Source organism: Mucilaginibacter sp. PAMB04274 (genome assembly GCF_039634385.2).
Classification (GTDB): Bacteria; Bacteroidota; Bacteroidia; order Sphingobacteriales; family Sphingobacteriaceae; genus Mucilaginibacter.
Map to the genome: position 1 here is coordinate 2632700 of NZ_CP155081.2, position 23805 is coordinate 2656504.

Here is a 23805-nt window from a genome sequence, read left to right on the forward strand (position 1 = left end):
TTAATTGGTTATATCTGGAATATTTATCTATTCTTTATATCCTCCGGAAATGAACTTTATTCCCGACTTTATCTTACCCGTTCCCTACGTGCTACATAAAAGCATTTTTAAAAAATATCTAAAGCTATTTGCTTCACATGGTATGCGCAAAGGGTTTACCGTGGCCACAAAATTTATTACATCAGAAAACCCCGAATCTAACTACTTCGCGGCTGTATCATTTGATGTTTATATTGGTTTAATACAGATAAGCATCGAGGTACCTAATAATACCCTCCGAAAATCATTTCTTTAAGAATTTTAATTTAAACTACTGGTTTACAGGCCGAAAAGTTTGCTCTTTATGAAAATCAACTTGGTACTAATTCAAAACCGTTCTGTAAATAGCTTTGGCCCAAAACTCACCTAATTTAACAGCACCCATTTTATTAGGGTGCAAGAAAAATACTCCTTCCACCCCATCTTCATGTTGAAAATAATCTTCGGCGTGATGCTTAAAGAACTTGAATGCTTTTTTATCGCCCAGAAAGACCTGATTCGGGTGCGTTATACGGTAACTTTTAACGACCGCACGTATGACCGGGAAGTAGCTTTGCAGTCGCTCCAATCCATCTGCATCGTAGGTTGCACCCCGGTTATGCGTATTGGGGCTGTACCAGATAGGCTGTTGGAACACAAGTTTACACCCGGGATATTGTTTTAGTAGTTGATTGGCGATGGCGCGTAGGTTTTTCTCATAGCTTTGAGGAGATACGGGTGCACCGTGCGGCCCTTTAACAGCACTATCATTAGTACCCAATATCAGCGAGAAAACAAGCTGTGCCTTGCTATCCTCAAAACTGGCTACGGCTCGCTCAACCTGATTGAAATCCCGGCCACTACCAGGCAAAAAATCCAGTGTGGTATGCCCGCTAAAGCCCATGTTTTTAAAACTAACGGTTCCAACTTCGGCTTGAGTGCGCAACCACGCAACAGCTGATACCGGAGGCGCTTCGGTAGCCGGATTTTTTAAGCCACCGCCATAAGTGATACTATTGCCAATAAAAACGATATTAACATTTTGACGCCCTGCGTCAACGCTTTGAGCCTTTGCCATCACATGGATGCGCAAGCATATGGCGGCAATCAAAAAAAATTTACGGTAAGATAAGTGCATGGTTTAATGACCTGGTTGATGTATGTCTATTGTACGGTTATTTCTACTACTGAACTTGTTAATGCCTTTAAGTGCCAGTTATTCAGGTCGAGGCCAACTTTCATTAAGTAGTCGCCGGTAAAAGTCCGGCCGTTATCGGTAAGAATTGCCTTTGTACCAGGCATCAAATTGGTTTCCTCTATTTTGTACTTAGCCTGTGGGTTAAGCCCCTGAAGACGTACACGGTTCACTTGTTCACGTTCGCGGATATTTAGATTATAATTGAATAGAACCGCCTTAGACTTTGTGCTGTCTACGTACATAAGCACTGCACGGTTGGCCTCATAGGGCGAGATGAGCCTGTAAATATCGCCGCGCCAAATCACATTGCTAAGGCGTTTGTAATTTTTGATGGCCTGTTGTGTAAAGACAAGTTCGTTGGGCGTCATTTTATTTACGTCGATGTCATAACCTAACTTACCCATCATGGCTACATCAGTTCTGAACTTTAGTGATTGTTTACCCCATGAAGTTACATGGCAGGCCACAGTATTTGCGGGGAAAAAATTGCTATAGCCCCACTGAATGTATACGCGCTCAACCGGATCTGTATCATCGCTTGCCCAAAACTCGGTGAAGTATTTTAAAGCTTCGTAATCTGTTCTGGCACCGCCTCCCGAGCATAACATTATAGGCAGCTGAGGGTGCTTAGCACGTAAACGCTTTAATATATTATAAAAGCTTTGAACATAGTCTACAAACAAGTTCGATTGCTTATCCTTGAGATATGCTGACCATGTATTAGTCATCAGCCGGTTGCAATCCCACTTAATGAACGCCAATCCCTGATTTTTTTCAATGAGTTCATCCATCGTGCGGAATACAAAATCAGCTACTTTTGGGTTAGTAAGATCGAGCACCAGTTGATTGCGATAATAGTTTTCGGCACGATTAGGCAGCTTCAATATCCAATCGGGGTGTTTCTCGTATAGTTCGCTTTTAGGATTTACCATCTCAGGTTCAATCCATATACCAAACTTAGTACCTTTTGCCTTGGCTTGCTTTATCAGATTACCGATCCCATTCGGAAGCTTACTTTGAGTGGGTTGCCAATCGCCCAATGCAGTCTTGTCGTCACTACGAGGATACTTATTTCCAAACCAGCCATCATCAAGCAGAAAAAGATCTGCGCCTATTTTAACGGTATTATCAAGCATTCCATTGAGCTGCTGTTCATTAAAATCAAATTTGGTGGTTTCCCAATTGTTAAGCAATACCAAGCGAGACCCGTTGCCGTCCATTACATCATGGTTACGTGCCCAGATATGTAAGTTTCGGCTTACCTGTCCGCGTCCATTTGCCGAATAGGTAAAAATGAAAGCCGGAGTAGTGAAGGTTTTGCCTGCGGTTAATTGATAAGCTGATGCATATGGGTTAATACCTGATACAACACGCAGCGAGTTGTTCTGATCCTGCTCAAAGTGGAAGCGAAAATTTCCTGTCCAGGCCAGTGTACCGGCTATAACCTCACCGGTAGTTTCATCGCTTAACTTGTTCAACGACAGCAAAAACATTGGGCTCTGGTACATATTTGCCCGGGTACCGAGTTTACTATCGATTTCTTTAATTCCGCTGGTCAGTTTCGACTCCTGCATTTGCATTTCATAAGCCCAATCGCCATGAAACTGAGTAAGCCAATAGCTCTCAGCATCAAAATGCAGCATGGATGAGGCATAATCGTTCAGGGTGATCGTTCCTTTCTCGTTGTTGATGATCTCGGTCCAGGACTTGATCACATCCTCATGGGCGTATGCCTGATAGTGTAGCTTAACGATGACAGGATATTGAGGATCTTTTAAAGTGACGACGGTTTCTGTACTCGCTGCATCAGGGTTGTTTACCTTCTGATCAACATAAACAAGATCTAGTGAGGGATTGCCATCGGCATGAGTGATACGGATGGCCGGCTGAAACTGATCGTCCATACCACCGGTGATATAGGCGTTTTTTCCTTGGGGCGCACTGTTGTTATCCTCGCGGTTTTGGAAGCGCTCGCCCAAATAAGACTGGTAAACGTGCCCATTCTTACCTACCGTTAATATGAGCGAGGTGCGATCAGTTTCAATGATGATACGTTTATTGTTTTGCGCATAGCCTGTTATAAAAGACGGCATCAATGCCAACAAAAAGAATAGCTTTATCTTATTCATAATGAATTTATTTTACAGTTATATTCATAACGCCGCTACTTAGGCCTTTTGAGGTGGCCTTTACCTGTACCGGTCCGGACAAGCGACTACTGCGCAAAACCAGCAGGCACCTGCCCTCAAATACCTGGCGATGATTAGCCACAAAAAGTTCATCGCTCATACGATTGCCGTTGGCTACGCCTGCAATGGTAGCAGCTCCTTTAACATCAAACTTAATATCGTTTGTTGCTTGCGGTACAATAATTCCGTTCTGGTCAACCACAGTTGCTGTAATGTAGGCAAGGTCAAGCCCATTTGCCTGCATATGAGTTGAATCGGTTTTGAGCACTACGCGGCGCGCCTGCCCGGCCGTTTTTATCTCGTCTGCCGCAATTTCTTTCCCATTTAACCGTGCCACTGCCCTGATACTGCCCGGCTCATAATTTAGTTCCCATACTATTTTGTTCTTAGTAAAGTCACTCATCCGTTTTATTCCTACCGATTTATTATTCAGAAACAACTCCACTTCATCACCTGTGGTGAATGTATAGAGGGTAAGCTTCTTACCAGCTTCCCAGTTCCAACTATCGGTCATCTTAAGCGTTTTCATAAACACATCATTCCAAACTCTGGCATCACTACCTTTTGCGTCCAAAACGGCAATCTTAACCATTGGCTCTGGCGAGTACAGGCTTTTGATGTAATAAGAGATGGGCTTCCAGAAATCGCACCAGTCAATAATACCGTTCCACCCTTTTGATGGCCATCCAAACGACTCGCCTATATAATCAGTGCCACCCCAATAAAACTGTCCGCACGTATAGCTGTGATCGTAAGCGAAAAAGTTTTCCCCACCATTGTCAGTGGTCATCTCGCTTTCCAGAAAAATTAACTGTGGGAATTTTAAACGATCGCGTTTGTAAAAGCGGGCCATATAATTATCGCTCATTACGTCCATATGAAATGCCATCGGTGCCGGGGTATCTTCATCGCGTGACGGATACAATCCGCTGGTTACTTTACGCGAAGGATCGAGCCGGCGAACTACTTCCACCATCTTGTCCAGTTGTATAACAAATGCGCTGTCTTTATATTCCTGCTTTACAGCCACCTCGTTACCCACACTCCATATAAAAACGGATGGATGATTCCGATCTCGCTTAATGAACCACTCCAGATCAGGCTGCCAATGCTGATGAAAGTCTTCACCCGGACCATAATATTCGCTGCTCCACTTATCAAAGCTTTCGTTAAAAATCAGGATTCCCAACTCATCCGCTAAGTCAAGTACCGCTTTCGAACAAGGATTATGTGCTAAACGTATGGCATTTACCCCCATTTGCTTAAGCCCTGATAACCGCCGGCGGTAGCCTTTTTCGAAAGAAGCTGCGCCGAGCGGCCCAAGGTCGTGATGAATATTTACACCATTAAGAAATACTTTACGGCCGTTAAGCAAAAAGCCTTGTTGTGAGTTAAAATCAACTGTTCTTATACCAAAACGGCTCTGACAAGTATCTGTTAATTTGCTTCCAAGCCATACATAAGTTTTGGCTGTGTAAAGTTTAGGCGAACTGATGTCCCAGCGTTGGGGATTAGTTATTACAGTGTTTTGCCTGTAGGTGTATGTTTCGTGAGCGCGCAATGGAACATTGCTGATGATCTCCTTTATCTCTTTGCCATCGGGATCGATAATTACCGTTTTCAACGTAGTGAGAGCAGTACTATCATTTGAGTTAACCACTTGTGTTTGTATGGCTATATCAGCCCTCCTATCGCCAATAAAGGGCGTACTTATATAGGTGCCATTTTCGGCCACATGAACCGGCGATTGGATATGCAGCCATACATTCCGGTATATACCTTCGCCTGTATACCATCGTGAGCTCTGCTTAAACGTATTGTCGTACCGGACGGCTATGGTTGCCTGTTTGCCCGGCGCTACGAGTTTTGTGATGTCGTAGTTGAAACCTGTATAGCCATTACGGTGCCTGCCCAGGTAAGTACCGTTTAACCAAACTTCGGCATCGCGGTACACACCTTCAAATTCTAGGCTTACCAGCTTACCATTTGTGCCCGGCGGACGAGTGAAAACTTTACGATACCACCCGATATGCCGTGGACGGAAGCCGTTTTGCCGCGATCCGCTAAGGGTGTCAAAAGCACCGGCTATACTGCCATCGTGCGGAAGATCTACAGACTGCCATTTTTTATCATCGAACACAATATGTTTGGCATCAGGATTGTCTCCGACCCGAAACTTCCAGCCAAAATTAAGCAAGCTGTCCTTTCGGACCATTTGCTGTGCAGAAGCTTGTTGGTTAAAGAACAGGGTTGCCCAAAAGACTAAACCTATATTTCGTATTGGTTTCCAGAAGTATTTTCTCATTGTTTTTGGTAGTAATTGTGAGCGAAGCGAATAAATTTATCCCAGTCATAAGCAGTGAGGTCGTGTATACCCTCGCGGAGATGATAGCCCAAAGGTGGCTGCAAAGCTGGCTTATTGGCCGGTGGCAAACTAGCATCCAAAGCAGATTTTATGCCGTATAGTTCATATACTGGTTCCGCTGCTTTTATAGCCATATAACTTCCACTTGGATCGGCCCACTTATCTTTTGTTGCATTAGTTGTATATACCGGCCGCGGGGCGCTGAGGGCAATCAGCATGTGCTGATCCACTGGCAAATCGTCTTCGTTATTGTTGTACTTTTTATAGTTATCACAAAACCAATACGGAAATGTGGTATTGATTTTTTCGATGGTCTCACCAAAGCGTCTGCGCGTCAAGGCAGCGCCAGTATTGCCCGAACAACTAGCAAAACACATCGCAAAACGGCGGTCTTGGGCCATTAACCAGAGTGCGGCTTTACCACCCCTTGAATGGCCCACGATGGCTACTTTTTTAGCATCGACGGACTTGTCGGTTTGCAGATAATCCATCACCCGGCTTGCACCCCAGGCCCAAGCTCCTATGGCTTTCATACCGTTCGGGGCTTTCAGTTGCTCCGGATAAAGTCTTAATACACCGTTGGCGTAACTTTCCTTGCGGTCAGGTGCCAGATCGCTTACATGAAAGACTGCTGTTGCGTAGCCACTGTCAATTACCTGTTCGGCAGGCCAGAACTCCGTTTTGCTGATGCGGGACGGGTCCATGTTGTTTTTACCTCGATTATTGATTAAGAGGAATAAAGGTGATGCCTGCCTGGCATGTAACGGTGTAAACATCACCAGGTGAATACCGACGCTTTGCTGTTGCCGAAAAACTTTGATATCTATTTCTTTCAGGACGGCTTTGCCTCCCATAGCCGAATTATCCAAATGAGTTATTTGGTACTTTATGCTATCAAAGTCCTGCGGCATTTGACCGTATACGTTGTCTTCGAAAAGCTTGAGCAATTCCAACCTGCGTGTATGTTCCCACACATCCTTACGTTTAACCTTTTTTCCGTTAAGGGTTGTGAGCATATCCGGCAGGGTGTATTTTGTCACCAGCTTTTCGTCGTAGTTTTGCGCAAAAGCAGCCGATGTGATTAGGATTAACGCCAGCCCAACCAATGCTTTAAATCTGTTCATTGGCTATTGCAGCTTAAAGTTACTTTGCAGCCGGATATCATCAGATGCACTGCCAATCATCAGCGTAAAATCTCCGGGCTCCGATACCCATTGTAACTGCTGATTGTAAAAAGAAAGCTTCTCATTATTAATTTTGAAGGTGATCGTTTTGGACTCGCCTGGTTTCAAAGGTATTTTCTGAAAATCTCTTAATTTTTTTATGGGCTGCACTACGGATGCGACCGGGTCATTTATATAAAGCTGCACCACCTCCTCGCCCGCATATTTGCCGGTATTGCTAAGAGTAAAACTGGCGGTAATAATGCCTGTTCTTGCCATACTGGTCTTATCAAGCTTCAGATCAGCATATTTAAAGTTAGTGTAGCTCAACCCGTAACCGAAGGCATAGCGTGGCGCATTAGGCACATCGATATAGCCGGTCTGGTATTGTGTGCTCGACGTAGTAAACGGGTGGCCGGTTTTGTAGCCGTCATAAGTAAGCGGAATCTGTCCAACCGAACGTGGAAAAGTTACCGGCAGTTTCCCCGAGGGGTTATAATCGCCAAAAAGCACATTGGCAATAGCTGGTCCACCTTCATCCCCAAGAAACCAGGCATATAAGATAGCATCGGCCTTGTCAGCAATTTCGTTGAATATCATGGGGCGGCCCGCCATAAGTACTACTACTACGGGTTTGCCGGTTGCTTTTACCGCATTAAACAATTCCATCTGCCGACCAGGCAATCCGATGTCGGCACGTGAGCGCGATTCGCCGCTCATGTCACCTGCTTCGCCCAAAGCCATTACAACCATATCGGCACGCTTGGCCATTTGGACCGCTTCGCTAATACCTGTAGTATCATTATTTTTAATGGTACAACCTGCCGAATACGTAAAATGAACGTCGTTGCCGCCCTTTTGGATGAGGCCGTCATACATACTGGTTATTCTGCCAAATTCTGCGGCACCAATCCAGTTACCCTGCAGGTCTCGTTTCGACTTAACCAGAGGCCCTATCAATGCAATGGTTTGTCCATGCTTTTGAAGTGGCAAAATATTGCTGGAATTTTTTAACAGCACAATAGATTTCTCGGCAGTGCGCAAGGCGGCCTCCTTGTGTGCCGGATTACTCCAGGCCCTTCGCTGACGCTCCTCGTTACAAAAGCGATAAGGATCATCAAACAATCCCAATTCAAACTTTTTGTATAATATCCGTTTTACCGCATCATTTATCAGCTGAATACTTACCTGCTTTTCCGCTACCAGTTGCTTCAGATTGTCAATGTAACTGTCGCTCATCATGTCCATATCGCATCCGGAAATAAGGGCTTTCATAGCGCCGTCCTTCTTATCCTTAACGTATCCCCATTTTATCATTTGGTCTATCGACCCCCAATCACTTACTACAAAGCCTTTATAGTTCCACTTGTTTTTCAAAATATCGCGTTGCAGGTAATTACTGGCGGCTGTGGGAACGCCGTTTAAAGTATTAAAAGAACTCATAAAAGTTGCTACACCTGCATCTACTGATGCCTTAAATGGAGGCAGGTAGGTTTCCCATAGCTGATGTTCGCTCATCTCGACATCGTTATAATCCCGACCAGATGACACCGCGCCATAAGCGGCAAAGTGCTTGGCACAAGCCATTAACGCGTCTAAACCACCCAGCTTTTCACCTTGAAAACCCAGCACCCGGGCTTTGGCTATCTCGCTTCCCAAATAGGTGTCTTCGCCGGCGCCTTCCATAATGCGGCCCCAACGTGGATCACGTGCAATGTCAACCATAGGCGCAAAAGTCCAGTTAAGGCCGGCGGCCGCTGCTTCAACCGCAGCAATGTGGCTTGACTGCCTAATGGCAGCCAAATCCCACGAAGCTGACTCTGCTAAAGGTTCAGGAAAAATAGTTTTATATCCGTGAATGACATCCATACCAAACAACAGCGGTATCTTTAACCGCGACTGCATGGCCACTGCCTGTATTTGTCTTACATTATTAACACCTTGTACATTTAGCATTGACCCCACTTTTCCGTTTTTGATATCATCAAGAATACCTGAATTTCGGGCAGTTACAGGCCCGGTCGCCTCCCGGCCGGAATACTGGTTTAGTTGCCCTATCTTCTCGTTTAGTGTCATCAATCGCATAACAGAGTCCACACGCTGGTCAACAGTTTTATGCTGTGCTAAAGCAGAAAAATGCATGCTTGTAAACACAATGGCTATAATAGTTTCTCTAATCTTGTACATAAAGACTTACTGTTTTTGTTTTTGCAGATAGTACTTGTGCATTACATACCATGCCTTCTTTTTAAATCCTTTATCGGATAACAATCCCTTACGGTTCCATCCTTGCTGAAATTGCGCCTGCATACGTGAAGGGCTTCTGAAATCAGCCAGAATCCATGGGCAAACGCCGGCTAAAAAAGGCGTTTTGTTAAACATGTTAATATTGTCTTTATACAACTGTTCCTGGTATTCTTCCGTCCAGAGGCTGGCAGTGTCTGCCGGACCATGATTGCCATAAAGCGCCTCGGCACCAAACTCTGAAATGATGAGCGGCTTGTTAAAATTGCTTTTCCAAATTACATTGCCCGGCCCGGCAGGCCATTTGGCGTACCAGCCCATATACTTATTAGCGGCTAGTACATCCAGGCTTTCGCTCAGCGGATCGTCGATCAGTATCTGGTTGCCATCGTATTTAAAATGATCAAAGGCAGATGAAATAAGGCGGCTAGAGTCAAGCAAACGGGCATCATGTGCCATTTGCGCCAGAACTTTATTGCGTTGCGGACTTGGAGCCGTTTCGTTTGATAAGCTCCAAATGACAATGCCGCAACGGTTTTTATCACGCTTTATCATCTCCTGAAGCATATTGTTGGCTTTGCTTAAAATTTGGGGATTTGTAAACTGAATACCTTGCCAAACAGGGATCTCCTCCCACATCATCAGGCCCATTTGTTCAGCCAGCTTTACAGTTTGCTCACTTTGAGGATAGTGCGCCAGTCGAATAAAATTACAACCTAATTCCTTTGCCCAGAAAAGCATCATATGTGAGTCGGCTTCAGAATATGCCCTGCCGGCCCGCTGTGGTATTTCTTCATGAAAGCTGATGCCGCGTAAAAACACAGGTTTTTTATTAAGCAGAATTTGTGTTCCCTTAACTTCTATGGAACGAAAACCTATCTGGTCAGTCACTGTATCATTGGCCGTATAGATATTAACAGTGTAAAGTTTAGGTTGCCCGGGCGACCATAGCTTAAGTTTGGCCGAGAAGTTTATCTGCGCACGACCATTGCTGTCTGTAGTCAGTATTTTTTTAATGTGTGCCTCGGGGATCTCCAAGGTGATTGTTTGTTGCTGCTGTTTAGCATTCAACTGAACCCAGCCGCGTATTTCATAAAGCGATCCTTTTTTAAGTTGAATGAAATAGTCGAGAATATGCTGATCGGGCACCTTAGCTAGTGTGATGCTACGGGTAATGCCCCCGTAGTTCCACCAGTCGAATTTGCGTGCCGGAATAGCATCTTCACGCCGCTCATTGTTGACTTTAAGTACCAGGAGATTTTTGCCAGGTTTGATACTCTTGGTTATATCAAACGTAAACGGGGTAAAACTACCTTCATGCTCACCTAGTTTTGAGCCGTTTAAATAAACCTCGCAACGATAGCTAACGCCTGCAAATTGCAGGTAACTGCGTTTACCCGTCTCCGGTTGATGATCAAAGTTACGCTTATACCAAATTGTACCTTCGTAGTATTTCAGATCATTGCGCTGTGAATTCCAATCGCCGGGTACATCGAGTGTCTGGCTGTTATCGAAAGAAAATTCAACAAACTCATTTTTACCAGCTGGTTGTTTGTTACGGGCTATATCGTCTGCGTTTCCGATTCCATACCAATCCACAAGTATCTGCCATTTGCCGTCAAGGCTTTGGGAACTGCGTGCCGCGGTTTGTGCATTAGTATGTACGGTGACTATAATCGCTGACAAAATGCCTACAGTTCTGTAAATTAGTTTTTTTAACATTTTTGTACGGTGTTATTGGGCATTGTAAACAGCCACTTTTATTGGTGGATGCATTACACTGTGGACACGCTCCGTAATTACTTGATTGCGAATTTTAAATGTACTTTGCTGCCTTATTTGTCTTGATGAAGTGCCTATTTTAAGTTGGTACAAGCCAGCATCTGCAATCCATGCGTTCTTATCGTTATGAAAAGACGCTAAACTGCTAACCGGAACGGTAAATGTTATCGTTTGGGACTCGCCGGGTTGCAACAATCTGGTCTTTGCAAAATCTTTAAGTTCCTGGGCAGGCTTAGCAATTGATGGAACCGGCGCAGCTATGTAAACCTGCAATACTTCTTTACCTGCAACTTTACCGGTGTTAGTAACTGTAACTTGTGCAGTGAACACTTTTTCGACGGTGGATTGCGAAAGCTTTACCGGACTGATTTTAAAGTTGGTATAGGACATGCCATATCCAAATTCATATGCCGGTTTAATTTTGAATGTATCGTAATAACGATATCCCACATAAATACCTTCTTTGTAACTTATCTGCTCGGTGTTTTCAGTATTCATTCCAGGGAAATCACGGGCAGAGGGCACGTCTTCGTAGTTTTCTGCAAAGGTATCCACGAGTTTGCCGGATGGGTTTACCCTACCGGTCAGCACATCGGCCATGGCATCGCCCGCTTCCTGGCCAGGCTGCCAGGCCAACAAAATAGCATCTGCTTTATCCCGCCAGGTTTTGGTATCAATCGGCGCGCATATGTTTAATACGATAACCAGTTTTTTTCCAAGTTTGTGGAAAGCCGTGGCTGTACGATCAATTAGCGATAATTCTGCCGGTTTTAATTTATAATTAGTGTCCAGGCTGCGGTCCTTGGTTTCTCCGCTGTTGCGGGCAATAGTAAGCAATGCAACATCGCATTTTTCGGCCAGGGTGGCCAACTGTTCGTCAGTAAGGTCCAGCTCACGGTAACGCTTCCGCCAATCAGACACATACGTATTATAAGTAGCAACAAAGTTGGCTTCCGGTATAAAGCCAGCGTTAAACAGGCCTTGAGCCAGCGAAATGGTATGGGCTTTATTTACATCGCCGCTACCTGTACCACCGGCAATTGTTGAGTAACTCATATTTCCCAATAGTGCGATGTTCTTTGCCGAAACGTTTAAAGGCAGCGTACCCAGATGATTTTTAAGTAATACAATACCATCCGCTCCAGCCTCTCTCGAAACTAACGAATGAGCTTTGAGATCGGGCGCTCCAGAATAGCTGTATTTTCTAAAAGTGGGCGAGTTTACAATAATGTTAAGCACATGTTTTACATTACGGTTGAGCACTTCCACACTCAGCGAGTCATGCTCAACTGCAGAGACAATCCGCCTTACCTGGCCCGCATTGCCAGGCATAATCACATCATTTCCGGCATTCATTTGGGCAATAATATCTTTAGCCATCCCTCCCCAGTCAGTCATAACATAGCCCTTAAAGCCCCATTCGTCGCGCAAGATACTGGTAATTAAATCGCTACGTTCGGCCGTATGTACGCCATTTACCAAGTTATAGGACGACATCACCGTCCATGGTTGAGATTTTTTTATAGCTATTTCAAAAGGCTTCAGATAAATTTCGCGCAGAGCCCTTTCAGTAATCATCTCATTAATGATGGCACGGTTAGTCTCCTGATTATTGGCTACAAAATGCTTAATGGAAGTGCCTACGCCATTACTCTGCATGCCGTTAATAATGGCAGCAGAAATATTACCGGCAAGCACAGGATCTTCAGAATAGTATTCAAAGTTGCGCCCGCCAAGCGGGTTGCGGTGAATATTAACAGCCGGCGCCAAAATAATATCAGCACCATATTCCAGCACTTCGTTTCCGAACGCTTTCCCTACCTTTTTCACCAAAGCGGTGTCCCAGGTAGATGCCAGCGTAGTGGCCGATGGAAAGGCTGTAGCGTAATAAGATTTAGGATCGTTTTTACGCTTAACATCAATACGTACGCCGGCTGGGCCATCGGGTAACACAATAGCCGGTATGCCTAACCGCGGAATAGCATTGGAGCATCCTGCTGCCCCAGGGACACGAGATTCGGTACGGCCTATCATTGAACCATCGCCTAGGTCAATGCCGGTACCTGTCCGCCCACCTCCAATTACCATTAGCGCTTTTTCTTGCAGCGTCATTGCCGCAATAACTTCGTCAATAGGATTTTTTCCTAGTTGAGGCACCGGCTTTTGTGCAGAGGTGGTTTGCGCGCTTGCATCGATATTTGTGCATAGCGAACTTATGAAAGCCAATATTAGCCAATACCGGCAAAGGCTGTTTTTTTGTTCAGACATGAAAAGAGGAATAAAATAATGGACACGGCCAATCAATACAGTGGCGTGCACCTTGTATACAAAGTGTGTTGTTTATCAAATGCTGTGATTTTTTGATGCTATAAATCAGGCATTTAGAAAAAAAAGTATTAAAAATAGTTAGTACCCAGGATTTTGCTTTAGCTTGGTGTTATTTAGATCTCCGAGTGGGATTGGAAGAATTTCATTTTTTCCAGCTGTAAAGTTCTTAAAGGCCAGCACGGTTGGTGCTTGTCCGGTTCTAACCAGATCATACCAACGGTGCCCTTCCTGAGCCAGTTCAAGTCTTCGCTCGGTATAGATGTTAGTTAATGTGGCCGGAATCGACACCAGTTTTATACGGGCGCGAACGGCATCAAGCAGTGCCTGGGCACGTGTAGTGTTTGTACCGGCTTGTACCAGTGCTTCCGCCTCCATCAGGTAGGTGTCTGCCAACCGGATAATAATGTAATCATACCCCTCTCCATAACTGTTAAAACTTGCTGCCATTGGCGCGTACTTACGGGTAAAGTAACCGGTGTTTTGATAGCCGGGAGAGTAACTTGTATTGGTAGCCTTTGCAATACTATCTGCGTTGATAACAGTGGCTGGGTACCGCGGATCGTTCTTTATTGCATTAACAAGGTTCAATGTCACCACCTCGAAACCATAGCCGCCACTAAAAATTACAGGAAGGCTGGATGAACGCGGACCGATATACCTGCTATACCAATTTGCCCAGCCCGAGATAGTATTGGACTGCTGTATTTCAAAGATAGACTCACTGTTGAATTTATTGGTTTGATCGAAAAGACTGGCAAAGTTTGCTTGCAATTTATAACCGTAACTATTGCTGCCTCCGGGCGTTCCGTTAACCTGCGCCAGCATTTCTGCAGCCTGCGTCCACTTTTTTTCAAAAAGGAAAACTTTGCCTAAAAGCGCCTTGGCAGCTCCTTGCGTAACACGCCCGTTTTGGGTTGCGGGGATTTTGACAGGCAAGTCGGCGATAGCAGCGTTGAGGTCGCTTTCTATTTGTGCGTAAACTGCTTCCGGAGTAGCCTGGGGCTGATCATATACTTCGGATGAGGTTAGTGGCTTGAGAATGAGCGGTACGTTTTTAAACGTCCTCACCAGATCAAAGTAATAATAAGCCCGCAGAAATTTAGACTCGGCCGTATAACGCTTTAGCGAATCAGCGGTCATCCCCGGGACGGTTGGCAGCTGCGAAAGGCTAACGTTGCAATTGTAGATACCTGCGTAAAGGGGATTCCAAAAAGTGCTACCAATCGAATTAGCTGAATTCATCAGATTAAAATTACTGAAAGCCTGAGCAACCGGGTTGTCTGTAGAACTACCTCCTCCGGCATAGCAATCGTCTGACCCTGCGTTCAGCGCCAGTAATATACCGCCTTCACCGCTGTTGAGCGGACTGTAGCAAGCTACTAAACCAGCATATGCTTCGGATGGGTTCTTATAATAATTTACTGCAAGGTATTGGCCTACCGGCTTTGTATCTAAGTATTTTTTGCAAGACGTGATGGCCACTGTTACGCCAACCAGTGCTATAATGAGTTTTAAATTGCGAATTTTCATGATATTTACAATTAAAGGGTAATGTCTAAACCAACCATAAATGTGCGCGCCTGAGGATAAATCGAGGAATCTATGCCACCGGCAATCTCGGGGTCATAACCGGTATACTTGGTTATGGTAAATAGATTATTGCTGCTTACAAAAATCCGGCTGCGCTTCATATGTATCTTATTAAGCACATCCTGAGGCAACGAATAACCTAATTGCAAGGTCTTTAGACGGAAATAAGCGCCGCTTTGAAGAAAAAAGTTAGAAGGATTCTTAAAGTTGTTGTTAGGATCTACATCAGACAAGCGCGGATAATTGCTGTCGGGATTTGATACCGACCATGCGTTAAGCGCTTCTATACGATAGTTAGCGGTAGGGTAATCCGGGCGATGCGTATCCTGGAACAACTTATTTCCCCAAACGCCTTGCCCAAAAAGCCTGAAATCGAAGTGATTGTAAGCCGCGGTAAGGTTAACACCATAAGTATACGGCGCAATCGAATTACCCAGGTAAGTACGGTCGTTTGCATCTATTTTACCGTCGCCATTAATGTCGCTCCATTTAAAATCGCCGGGCTTGGCATTAGGCTGTATGAGCGCACCAGCCGCATTGTTGTAAGCATTTACATCCGCCTGCGAATGAAAAACGCCTTGCTCTACAAAACCGTAATATGACTGAAATGGCTGGCCCACGGAGGTACGTTCCAATTCATAACTTGTGCCACGAAGATTACCATTGGTATAGTACTGCGTTGTGCCTAAATAGGTTACTACATTCTTATTGTAAGATATGTTGCCGCCCGCACTATAGCTGAACTTGCCTATTTTGTTAGCATAGCTCAGGCTCAATTCAATTCCCTTATTTTCGAGGTTACCAATATTGGCATAAGGGTTAGAAGAGGTGCCAATATAATTAGGAAGAACAATTTGTTGAAGCATACCTTCAGTTAGCTTGCGGTAAGCTTCTACCGATACGTTCAATGAGCCGAACATTACAGCATCCAGCCCAAGATTTGTAATTTTAACCTGCTCCCATTTCAGATCTGGATTTGACAACCCGTTAGGGCGGTACCCGATATTAGCGACACTATTGCCAAACAGGTAATTACTGCCGCTACCAATCACTGATGTATACTGGAACAGGCCCAACGATTGTTCATTACCCAATACTCCATAAGATGCACGCAGTTTAAGAAAATCGACAAAATTGTCTTTCGGGAAAAACGGTTCTTTTGAAATAATGTAACCTAAGCCGGCAGATGGAAAAACACCATACTGATTAGTTTGTCCGAACTTTGAAGATCCATCGCGGCGTAAGGTAACGTCTAACAGGTATTTTTCAGCGTAATTATAGCTGGCCCGGCCAAAAATAGAAGCCAATTTATAAGGCTGGTTATCGCTGCCGTTAGCTACCTTGTTAGCTGCTGCAAGCGAAAAGTTGGGTGAGGCTTCGGCAAAGGTGTTAACTGGTTCTCCAGTAAACGCACCGCTTAAGCCGTGTCCGTTCTGGTTTTGCATGCTTGTACCTACAAGCAAAGTAGCACTGTGCTGACCAAACTTGCGGCTATAGGTTGCTGTATTGTCCCAGTTCAGTGTAGCGTTGCGACTGCTACTCAAATTTTGAACTGTTGCAGTGATATTATTAGAGCTTGACGAGAAAAAGTACATTGGCGTAAATGAGTTGCCGCCGTAGTAAGCTGCTTTTATACTAATTTGGGAACGAAGTGTAAGGCCCGTAACCGGTCTCAGTTCAACATATGTATTACCGATCAGGTTGGTAGCCCACGAGTAATTACCCTGGTTAACAGCCACATAGGCAGCTATGTTGGCAGCCTCATTCTGTATATAAGGGGATATGCCGTAAGGCTGGCCCTGATCATTGTAAACGATGTACTGCGCATTATTTTTATAAACGGTTGCATTAGGCTGCGCATTGATGTCGGTAACAACAACAGGTGTAATAGGATCTAATAATATAGCAGAACTGAGAGGGCCGTTAGCACCAATGGTGTTTGTACTTAAAGCCAACTGACTTTTGGAAGTAGCAATATTAAGGTTTTCGCCGATAGTTAGCCAACTTGCCACCTTATAACTGGTGTTAAGGGCTAAATTTAACCGCTGATAATTGGCGATGGAAGGTGCGGCCACTCCCCTGTTGCCGAGGTAACCAAAAGATGTATAATAGCTCGCTTTGTCATTAGCGCCGCTTATGCTAAGATTATGATTCTGTATCGGCACATTTTTACCAAACAAAACATCTTGCCAGTCGGTGCCATCGCCTAAAGCAGCAGTATTAGCAAAAGCTGCTGCTTTGCCGTCATTGGTTAATGCCTGGTTGCGCAGATCGGCATATTGTGTGGCATTTGCCAGCTTAAGCCGCTTGATAGAGTTCTGAACGCCATAATAACCATTGTACGTAAGTTGCGGCACACCTAATTTGCCCTTTTTTGTGGTTACAATAACTACACCTGCAGAGGCGCGCGATCCGTATATTGCAGCGGATGCATCCTTAAGTACATCAATGGATTCAATGTCGGCAGGATTGATGTTATCCAGCCCGCCATTGTCTATCACTATTCCATCAATAACGTAAAGCGGGTTGCTGCTATTAATAGAAGTGGTTCCCCTTATCTTTACCGTAGGTGTTGAGCCGGGTGCTCCAGAGCTTTGAATAACATTTACACCGGCTACTTGGCCGCGAAGCGCATCGTCAAAGCGGGTGAACTGCTGATCCTGAAGATCTTTAGCTTTAATGCTGCTAATAGCGCCCGTTACCTGACTCTTTTTTTCGGATGCATAGCCAATCACAACTACCTCATTAAGTTTGCTGTCTTTTTCACGCAGTACAACATTAATAATGGTTGACTGCCCTACCAACTTTTCCTGTTCTTCATAACCAACAAAGCTAAACAAGAGCGTTGCTGAAGGATCGTTTACTGTGACGTTGTAGATGCCGTTAACATTGGTAGTGGCCCCTGTGGTACTTCCCTTAACTTTAACTGTCACACCCGACAATGGCTGCCCTGTTTTTTCATCGACCACCTTACCGGTTACCGACTGCACAAGGCGGCTTGCTGTGGTTGATTGTGCCGAAACTGAAGCCTCTGATTTAAGCTTTCTGATTACAATCACGTCGCCCGATGCTTCAAATATGAGCGATAGGGGCTTTAATGTTTGCTCAAGCACTTCTTCTAAAGGACGCTGTTGTGCAAAAACGTTTACGCGCTTACTTACGTCTACAAGTTGAGTGCTGTAAACAAAGTTGATCTTATATTCTCTCTCCAGCTTTTTCAAAACGTCGTTTAACGTCACATTGGTTTCATTCAGCGAAGTTGTTTGCTTAAGTATCGCCTGAGCCCGTACCTCCCTCGCCATCGCACTGGCCAGCACAGACAAAAGGAGTGTAAGCTGTAAAAATGTTATTTTCATAATTTTTACAAGTACAGGTTTAAATTTCATAGTTTTGATTTGGGTTATTAATTCGTTATTAACTCGACACAAAATGCCCATGCGGTCGCTCTGCGGCTGCTCATTAAATGGCTGTGAATCATTTTAGGGCTTAATTACTGACCGGAGGTATTGACGTACTTCCGGTCAGCTTTTTTTTAGAAATAGGTTATTGCTCTGTTCATAATTTGGGTTAGCGTTTAATCTTGGTTAGTTATGGGTTGAGTATCTTTATTTGTCCCCCATCGAAGCTGCACTGTGCATTGATCGCCTTACAAATCAATTTTACCTTTTCATCAAGCGGCAAATCAGACAGCGATGCGGTTAGCGTTTGATTTCCCAATCTTTCCTGATCATATACAATGTGAATAGCGTATGCTTCGTTCAATCTGGCTATGATTTGGCTAAGCGGGGCATTATTAAAAGTAAACTTATGCGTAGCCACCTCTTTAGATAACAACAGCGGGGTCTGTAATGTATCTTTTTTGAGTACTATTTGGTTATGGTCAAACGTTACTTCTTGATTTGGAAGCAACATAACCGACTTTGCATTAATTTTATGAGCTTGCTGCTTGTCTGCATAAACCATCACTTTGCCGGTATTAACAATTACTTTGAAGGCGTTTTCATTTTTGAAGGCCCGCACTGTAAAACTTGTGCCCAACACCCGGGTAATCATATTCTGGCTATGTACTAAAAACGGCTTCCGGGGATTTTTATGCACCTCAAAAAATGCTTCCCCACTGAGATAGACATTTCTCGAGCTGCCATTAAAACGCGAGGGATAACGTAATACAGAAGCCGGATGCAGTACCGCCAGGCTACCATCGTTCATCCGGACCAACTTAGATTGATTAGATTGGTTGCTTACCTGTATATATTCGTTGTTGGTTTGTGACAGCACGTGTTTTACATTTACCTGGCGATAGATCAGCAGTGCAGCAGTAAAGCATATTAAAATAACCGCAGCGGCCTGAAACCACCCGGTACGAGATATTTTGATAGTTGGTACGGGTTGCTCTGTTTTAAAACCGTTTAACCTTACATGGTCAATAATACTTCGCACTTCAGTATCTGCCAGTTCTCTTGCTACTGGTTTAACAGTGATACTGCTTACAATTGCGCGCGCCCTTTCCAAAACAGGTTGCCGGTCTGGGTTGTGCATCAGCCAACCCGACCAAAAAGCGTTGCTGTTTTCGCTAGGGTGCAATACCCATTCTATAAAAAATTCGTCCTGCATGAAGTCTTCGACTTCGTAATGCTCATATGGGGTCATGAAGTGAGGTTTGAACTGGTTTTTATGCAATAAGCAATAAGGAAATCTTAATTACCCTTCAGATTACAGGAAAATTTAAGATTATCTATAAACCATTGAATATCAGTTATAAAAAATAACGGCTGCGGTAAGGAGAATGATTGCCCATTCGGCGCGGAAGCTTTTATAAGCCTTTTGCAATAAATTATGAACTGATTGACGGCTGATACCCATCAGTTCTGATATCTGTTCGAAATCTAAACCTTCGTAAAATCGTAGATATAAAATTTCTCGCTGCCGGGGTGGCAGGTTATTTAAAGCCGCTGTTATTTTTGATGATTGCTCTTGCAGCCCTGAGGCCTCAATAAGCTGCGACTCAATGTTAAATTCAACCACAAAGTTATAACCATCTTCGAGTTCCTCGTTTCTTTGCCAACCGGGCTGGTCACGGAATATTCTTAGCCTCAACGATTTGAAAAGGTACCATTTGACCGATGGAGTTGAATTTATGCGAGTCCGTTTCTTCCACAATTCAAGGAAGACTTCCTGTACACAATCTTTGATTAAATCTGCGTCCTGACAAAACCGATACCCATAATTATACATGAGGCGAGTATATTTGTTCATCAGCTTTGTGTAAGCTAACTCGTCGCCCGATCTAAAAAGGTTCCACAGTTCTGTATCTGCAAAATTTATCTCATCAATTTCCATTTACACAAATGTATTTACCTGCATGTTGTGACACCCTTGCAGGTGCCTTAGGTTTACTGAGCCGATGTTAAGATAAATAAATCTAAAAAAAAAATTTAGAAAAGCGGCTTTATGCACATTTTTAAACAACTACAAAAACTGATCAGGTTGCTTGGAAGGTCCTCCAGCGCAAATAGCTCAGTTCAAATTTTCGAGCATGACAAGGAAACAGTAGATTGTTTTTGCATTTTTCCTGAAAACAGAAGGTTCTCCTTTAATGCGATTAGTCATTATTTCCCCTAATAACCACTTAAAAGATTGACAGCAAATTTACGATGATGTATAGCCATTGATATAACCACTTATGTCCGGTTGTTTATGTTCTTCACATCGGTCAGGATAGCCGGTTATCCTTTCACCAATCTCCTTACTTGTATGAATTGATTCATAAAAGAGACGGTCCCGATACGAAGTAAGACGCATTTATCATACTATTTACAGATTGAGAAGCGCTGCTTTTGAACGATACAACATAAGACAACAAACATTGACTTTCCGCTGATACCATTTGAGTTTGCTATTCAGTAGCTTTGTAATAGAATGAAGAAAATTGGATTTTTATCGTTTGGACATTGGTCTAACCATCCTGCTTACCAAACTCGGACAGCAGGCGACACGTTGCTTCAGTCCATCGACCTGGCTGTTGCGGCCGAGGAGCTTGGTTTAGATGGCGCCTATTTTCGCGTCCATCACTTTGCGGCTCAATTGGCATCGCCATTTCCTTTGCTATCGGCTATTGGTGCTAAAACAAGTAAAATAGAGATCGGAACTGGCGTGATCGATATGCGCTATGAAAATCCGATGTATATGGTGGAAGACGCTGGTGCTGCAGACCTGATTTCGGGTGGCCGGTTGCAGTTAGGAATAAGCAGGGGATCACCGGAGCAGGTGATTGACGGCTGGCGTCATTTCGGATACGAACCTGCCGATGGTGAAACGGACGCAGATATGGGGCGCAAAAAAGCGCTTGATTTTTTAAATAAACTAGAGGGAGCCGGATTTGCCGAGCCTAACCCATACCCAATGTTTCCCAATCCGCCGGGATTGTTGCGTCTGGAGCCCTATGCTGAAGGATTGCGGGAACGCATTTGGTGGGGGGCTGCATCGAACGCAACTGCCATTTGGGCGGCCGAAAATGGCATGCACCTTCAAAGTTCAACCTTAAAGTTTGATGAAACTGGTAAGCCTTTTCATATCCAGCAGGCAGAACAAATCAGATTGTATAAAGAAGCTTGGAAAAAAGCAGGACATGAACGTGAACCACGTGTTTCGGTAAGTCGGTCTATTTTTGCGCTTGTAACTGACCAAGACCGATATTACTTTGGCCAGCAAGGTAAGGCGGCTGATAGTTTCGGCTATATAGAAAGTGACAAGCGGGCAATTTTTGGAAAAAGTTATGCCGCTGAACCGGGTAAACTCATTGAAGAACTGGCTAAAGATGAAGCCATCCAAGAAGCAGATACGCTACTTTTAACAATTCCAAACACATTGGGTGTCGATTACAATGTGCATGTGCTGTCAGCGATTTTAAAGCATGTAGCTCCGGGATTGGGTTGGCGTTAACAAGCAAGCATTTTTTAGCGATATAGGTACAGAACCGTTCAGCTAACATTAATAAAAATCAATCACAAATTTAGACGTGCCGCTGACTGAGTGTGGGCGGTTTAACGGAATGCTACGTCACTAAATACCCTTTTTTGTTACAGACGACACTTTTCAAATAGTTAGCATGAAAACGGTTTTCATGGAGAAAACACCTCACGTGAACCTTGAATCGGGAAATAACCTGCATTACAGAAATAGGTGTGCTTTTTTAATTTGGATGTAAGGTATTTAACAGCTCAAAACCGGTTCAAAATAAATTCAATAACAGTATATCTAAACGCACCTCAAATAAAAAGGGCGACAATGTTCTACTTTCGTACTACATTGTCACCCCTGCTCAAATCACCTCAAATACTTTTTAACATACCATTTAAGGAAGAGCTTATTGATTTGCAAACCGCTTACTCAGCATAAAAACTTGCGAACAGTTTTTCATGCGTGTAGTTGTATTGCACCTACAGATTTGGATTAGTGTTAATTTCATTTACCGGGATAGGAAAAAGGTAGTAAATACTGTTTGGTACCAGGTTGCTGTTATCAGGGAATTTTAAAACGTAATGCCCTTTAATTGGCACGTCTGCCGCACCGATGCGTACCGTCTCTGTTGATTCCCTTCTTACAGGTGCACGCTGCAAGCGCAATAAATCATACAAGCGGAAACCTTCTCCCCATAACTCGCGGCGACGTTCGGTCAATATCTCCTCTATTAAAGTTGTTTGATTGAAGTTGGCCGCCACAGCAACGGGTAGGTTACGCTTTATCCTAACTTCGTTAAGTGCTGCTATAGCTCCGGTAAGATCATTTAACCGGGCTTTGCTCTCAGCCTCAATTAGCGCCATTTCTGAAGAGCGCATTAATACGATATGGCCTGATTGATCAGCCTTATTTACAAACTTTTTATACTTGATCCAGCGGTACATAGGATCTGTTGATACGGTAACTGTCTCAAATAATGTTTTGCGAATGTCACCATCGGCAAATAATTGTCGGAAGTATGGATCAGGCATGATAGAACGATAACCGGCAGCCGGAGTAACGTCGATGTAAGCAAAGTAAGAAGCTCCTCCTAAATTTTGATCGGCTTGTTGCGGATGCCCCCATATCCATTCAACATTGCTCACATCGTTAAAGCCCTGGGTATATTGAGTAGCTTCCATAATATTATACCCTGTACGAGCCTCACGTGCTTTAGCAGCAGCCAACGTCCAGTTTTCCTGAGTAAGGTAAGTACGGGCAAGCAAACCCTTAACCACGTTAGCATCTGGGCGGTTTTTTACTTTACGTACAAAGCCGTTAAGCAAAGTTTCGGCTTGCGTTAAGTCGCTTATTATCTGGTTATAAACCTGCTCAACTGTAGCCCGGGCTTTAGGTACTGATGATGGGCTGGTTGGCTCGGTGTAAATGGGAACAGCTTTGGCGTTCTTATCCTTCGCATACGTAAATTGGTATTGCCTTACTAAATTTAGGTAAACAAAGCCACGCAGTGCAAGAGCCTGTCCTTTGAGGTACTGGCGCTCTGCATCCGTACCGCTTGCTGCAGCAACATTGGCCAATATGTTGTTGCAGTTATCAATTACTTTATACTGAAAACTCCAAAAGAAAAGGGCCCTCCTTGTGGTATTATCAAATGGATCGCGGTAAGGATATGAATCACGAAAGCCATATACTCCATCACGTGCTATAGCGTCATCACCCATTACTTCATGTGTAAGGGTAATGGCCGATAGGCCCGGATTGTCTTGCGAGGTGCTAGTCTCCATCATATAGCGCAGCGTTCCGTTAAATAACGCATCAATATTTTTGGTTGATGCATAGGTTTCACTGCCGGTTAAATCGCCGGACGGGGAGGTTTCAAAAAAGTCGTCTTTGCAGGCTGATAAGGTTAATACAGCAGCCACAAAAAGCATCTTAATAATATTATTATAGCGTAGTTTCATAACGAGC

14 protein-coding genes are annotated in these 23805 nt (G+C 44.1%); 2 read left to right on the forward strand and 12 right to left on the reverse strand.

The genetic code is table 11. From position 1 onward, the window contains the following. The first annotated feature begins 49 nt into the window (after positions 1-49). Positions 50-295 carry a hypothetical protein gene (locus tag ABDD95_RS11130; protein ID WP_345951964.1) on the forward strand — a complete coding sequence of 82 codons (246 nt, stop codon included), beginning with the start codon at positions 50-52 and terminating at the stop codon, positions 293-295. Positions 296-361: 66 nt separating this feature from the next. On the opposite strand, the gene ABDD95_RS11135 is transcribed toward ABDD95_RS11130, so the two are convergent. The 11 genes from ABDD95_RS11135 to ABDD95_RS11185 form a co-directional block, all read right to left on the reverse strand. Beyond that, positions 362-1156 carry a GDSL-type esterase/lipase family protein gene (locus ABDD95_RS11135; RefSeq protein ID WP_345951965.1) on the reverse strand — a complete coding sequence of 265 codons (795 nt, stop codon included), beginning with the start codon at positions 1154-1156 and terminating at the stop codon, positions 362-364. Positions 1157-1182: 26 nt separating this feature from the next. Further along, on the reverse strand, positions 1183-3345 hold the full coding sequence (locus ABDD95_RS11140; RefSeq protein WP_345951966.1) for an alpha-galactosidase: 2163 nt from the start codon (positions 3343-3345) through the stop codon (positions 1183-1185). 7 nt (positions 3346-3352) lie between these two features. Then, positions 3353-5710, reverse strand: a complete 2358-nt coding sequence (locus ABDD95_RS11145; RefSeq protein WP_345951967.1) for a glycoside hydrolase family 2 TIM barrel-domain containing protein — start codon at positions 5708-5710, stop codon at positions 3353-3355. Continuing rightward, positions 5707-6894 carry a prolyl oligopeptidase family serine peptidase gene (locus tag ABDD95_RS11150; protein ID WP_345951968.1) on the reverse strand — a complete coding sequence of 396 codons (1188 nt, stop codon included), beginning with the start codon at positions 6892-6894 and terminating at the stop codon, positions 5707-5709. The genes ABDD95_RS11145 and ABDD95_RS11150 overlap by 4 nt, the downstream gene beginning before the upstream one ends. A 3-nt stretch (positions 6895-6897) precedes the next feature. Next, on the reverse strand, positions 6898-9120 hold the full coding sequence (gene bglX, locus ABDD95_RS11155; RefSeq protein WP_345951969.1) for a beta-glucosidase BglX: 2223 nt from the start codon (positions 9118-9120) through the stop codon (positions 6898-6900). 6 nt (positions 9121-9126) lie between these two features. Continuing rightward, positions 9127-10899: a glycoside hydrolase family 2 TIM barrel-domain containing protein gene (locus tag ABDD95_RS11160; RefSeq protein ID WP_345951970.1), complete on the reverse strand. Its 1773-nt coding sequence runs from the start codon at positions 10897-10899 to the stop codon at positions 9127-9129. Positions 10900-10911: 12 nt separating this feature from the next. Further along, on the reverse strand, positions 10912-13227 hold the full coding sequence (locus ABDD95_RS11165; RefSeq protein WP_345951971.1) for a glycoside hydrolase family 3 C-terminal domain-containing protein: 2316 nt from the start codon (positions 13225-13227) through the stop codon (positions 10912-10914). Between the two features lie 138 nt (positions 13228-13365). Then, on the reverse strand, positions 13366-14817 hold the full coding sequence (locus ABDD95_RS11170) for a RagB/SusD family nutrient uptake outer membrane protein (protein ID WP_345951972.1): 1452 nt from the start codon (positions 14815-14817) through the stop codon (positions 13366-13368). Positions 14818-14828: 11 nt separating this feature from the next. Then, positions 14829-18233: a TonB-dependent receptor gene (locus ABDD95_RS11175; RefSeq protein ID WP_345951973.1), complete on the reverse strand. Its 3405-nt coding sequence runs from the start codon at positions 18231-18233 to the stop codon at positions 14829-14831. 232 nt (positions 18234-18465) lie between these two features. Further along, positions 18466-19527 (reverse strand): FecR family protein, encoded by a 1062-nt coding sequence (locus ABDD95_RS11180; protein ID WP_345951974.1) that lies wholly within the window; start codon positions 19525-19527, stop codon positions 18466-18468. A gap of 102 nt (positions 19528-19629) precedes the next feature. Beyond that, positions 19630-20217 (reverse strand): sigma-70 family RNA polymerase sigma factor, encoded by a 588-nt coding sequence (locus tag ABDD95_RS11185; RefSeq protein WP_345951975.1) that lies wholly within the window; start codon positions 20215-20217, stop codon positions 19630-19632. Positions 20218-20796: 579 nt separating this feature from the next. Here ABDD95_RS11185 and ABDD95_RS11190 point away from each other — a divergent pair. Continuing rightward, the gene (locus tag ABDD95_RS11190; protein ID WP_345951976.1) at positions 20797-21819 is read left to right on the forward strand and encodes an LLM class flavin-dependent oxidoreductase; all 1023 of its coding nucleotides are present in this window, start codon (positions 20797-20799) and stop codon (positions 21817-21819) included. A 497-nt stretch (positions 21820-22316) separates the two neighbouring features. Here the strand turns inward: ABDD95_RS11190 and ABDD95_RS11195 are convergent, their stop codons facing one another. Next, positions 22317-23798: a RagB/SusD family nutrient uptake outer membrane protein gene (locus ABDD95_RS11195; protein WP_345951977.1), complete on the reverse strand. Its 1482-nt coding sequence runs from the start codon at positions 23796-23798 to the stop codon at positions 22317-22319. Positions 23799-23805 lie beyond the last annotated feature (7 nt).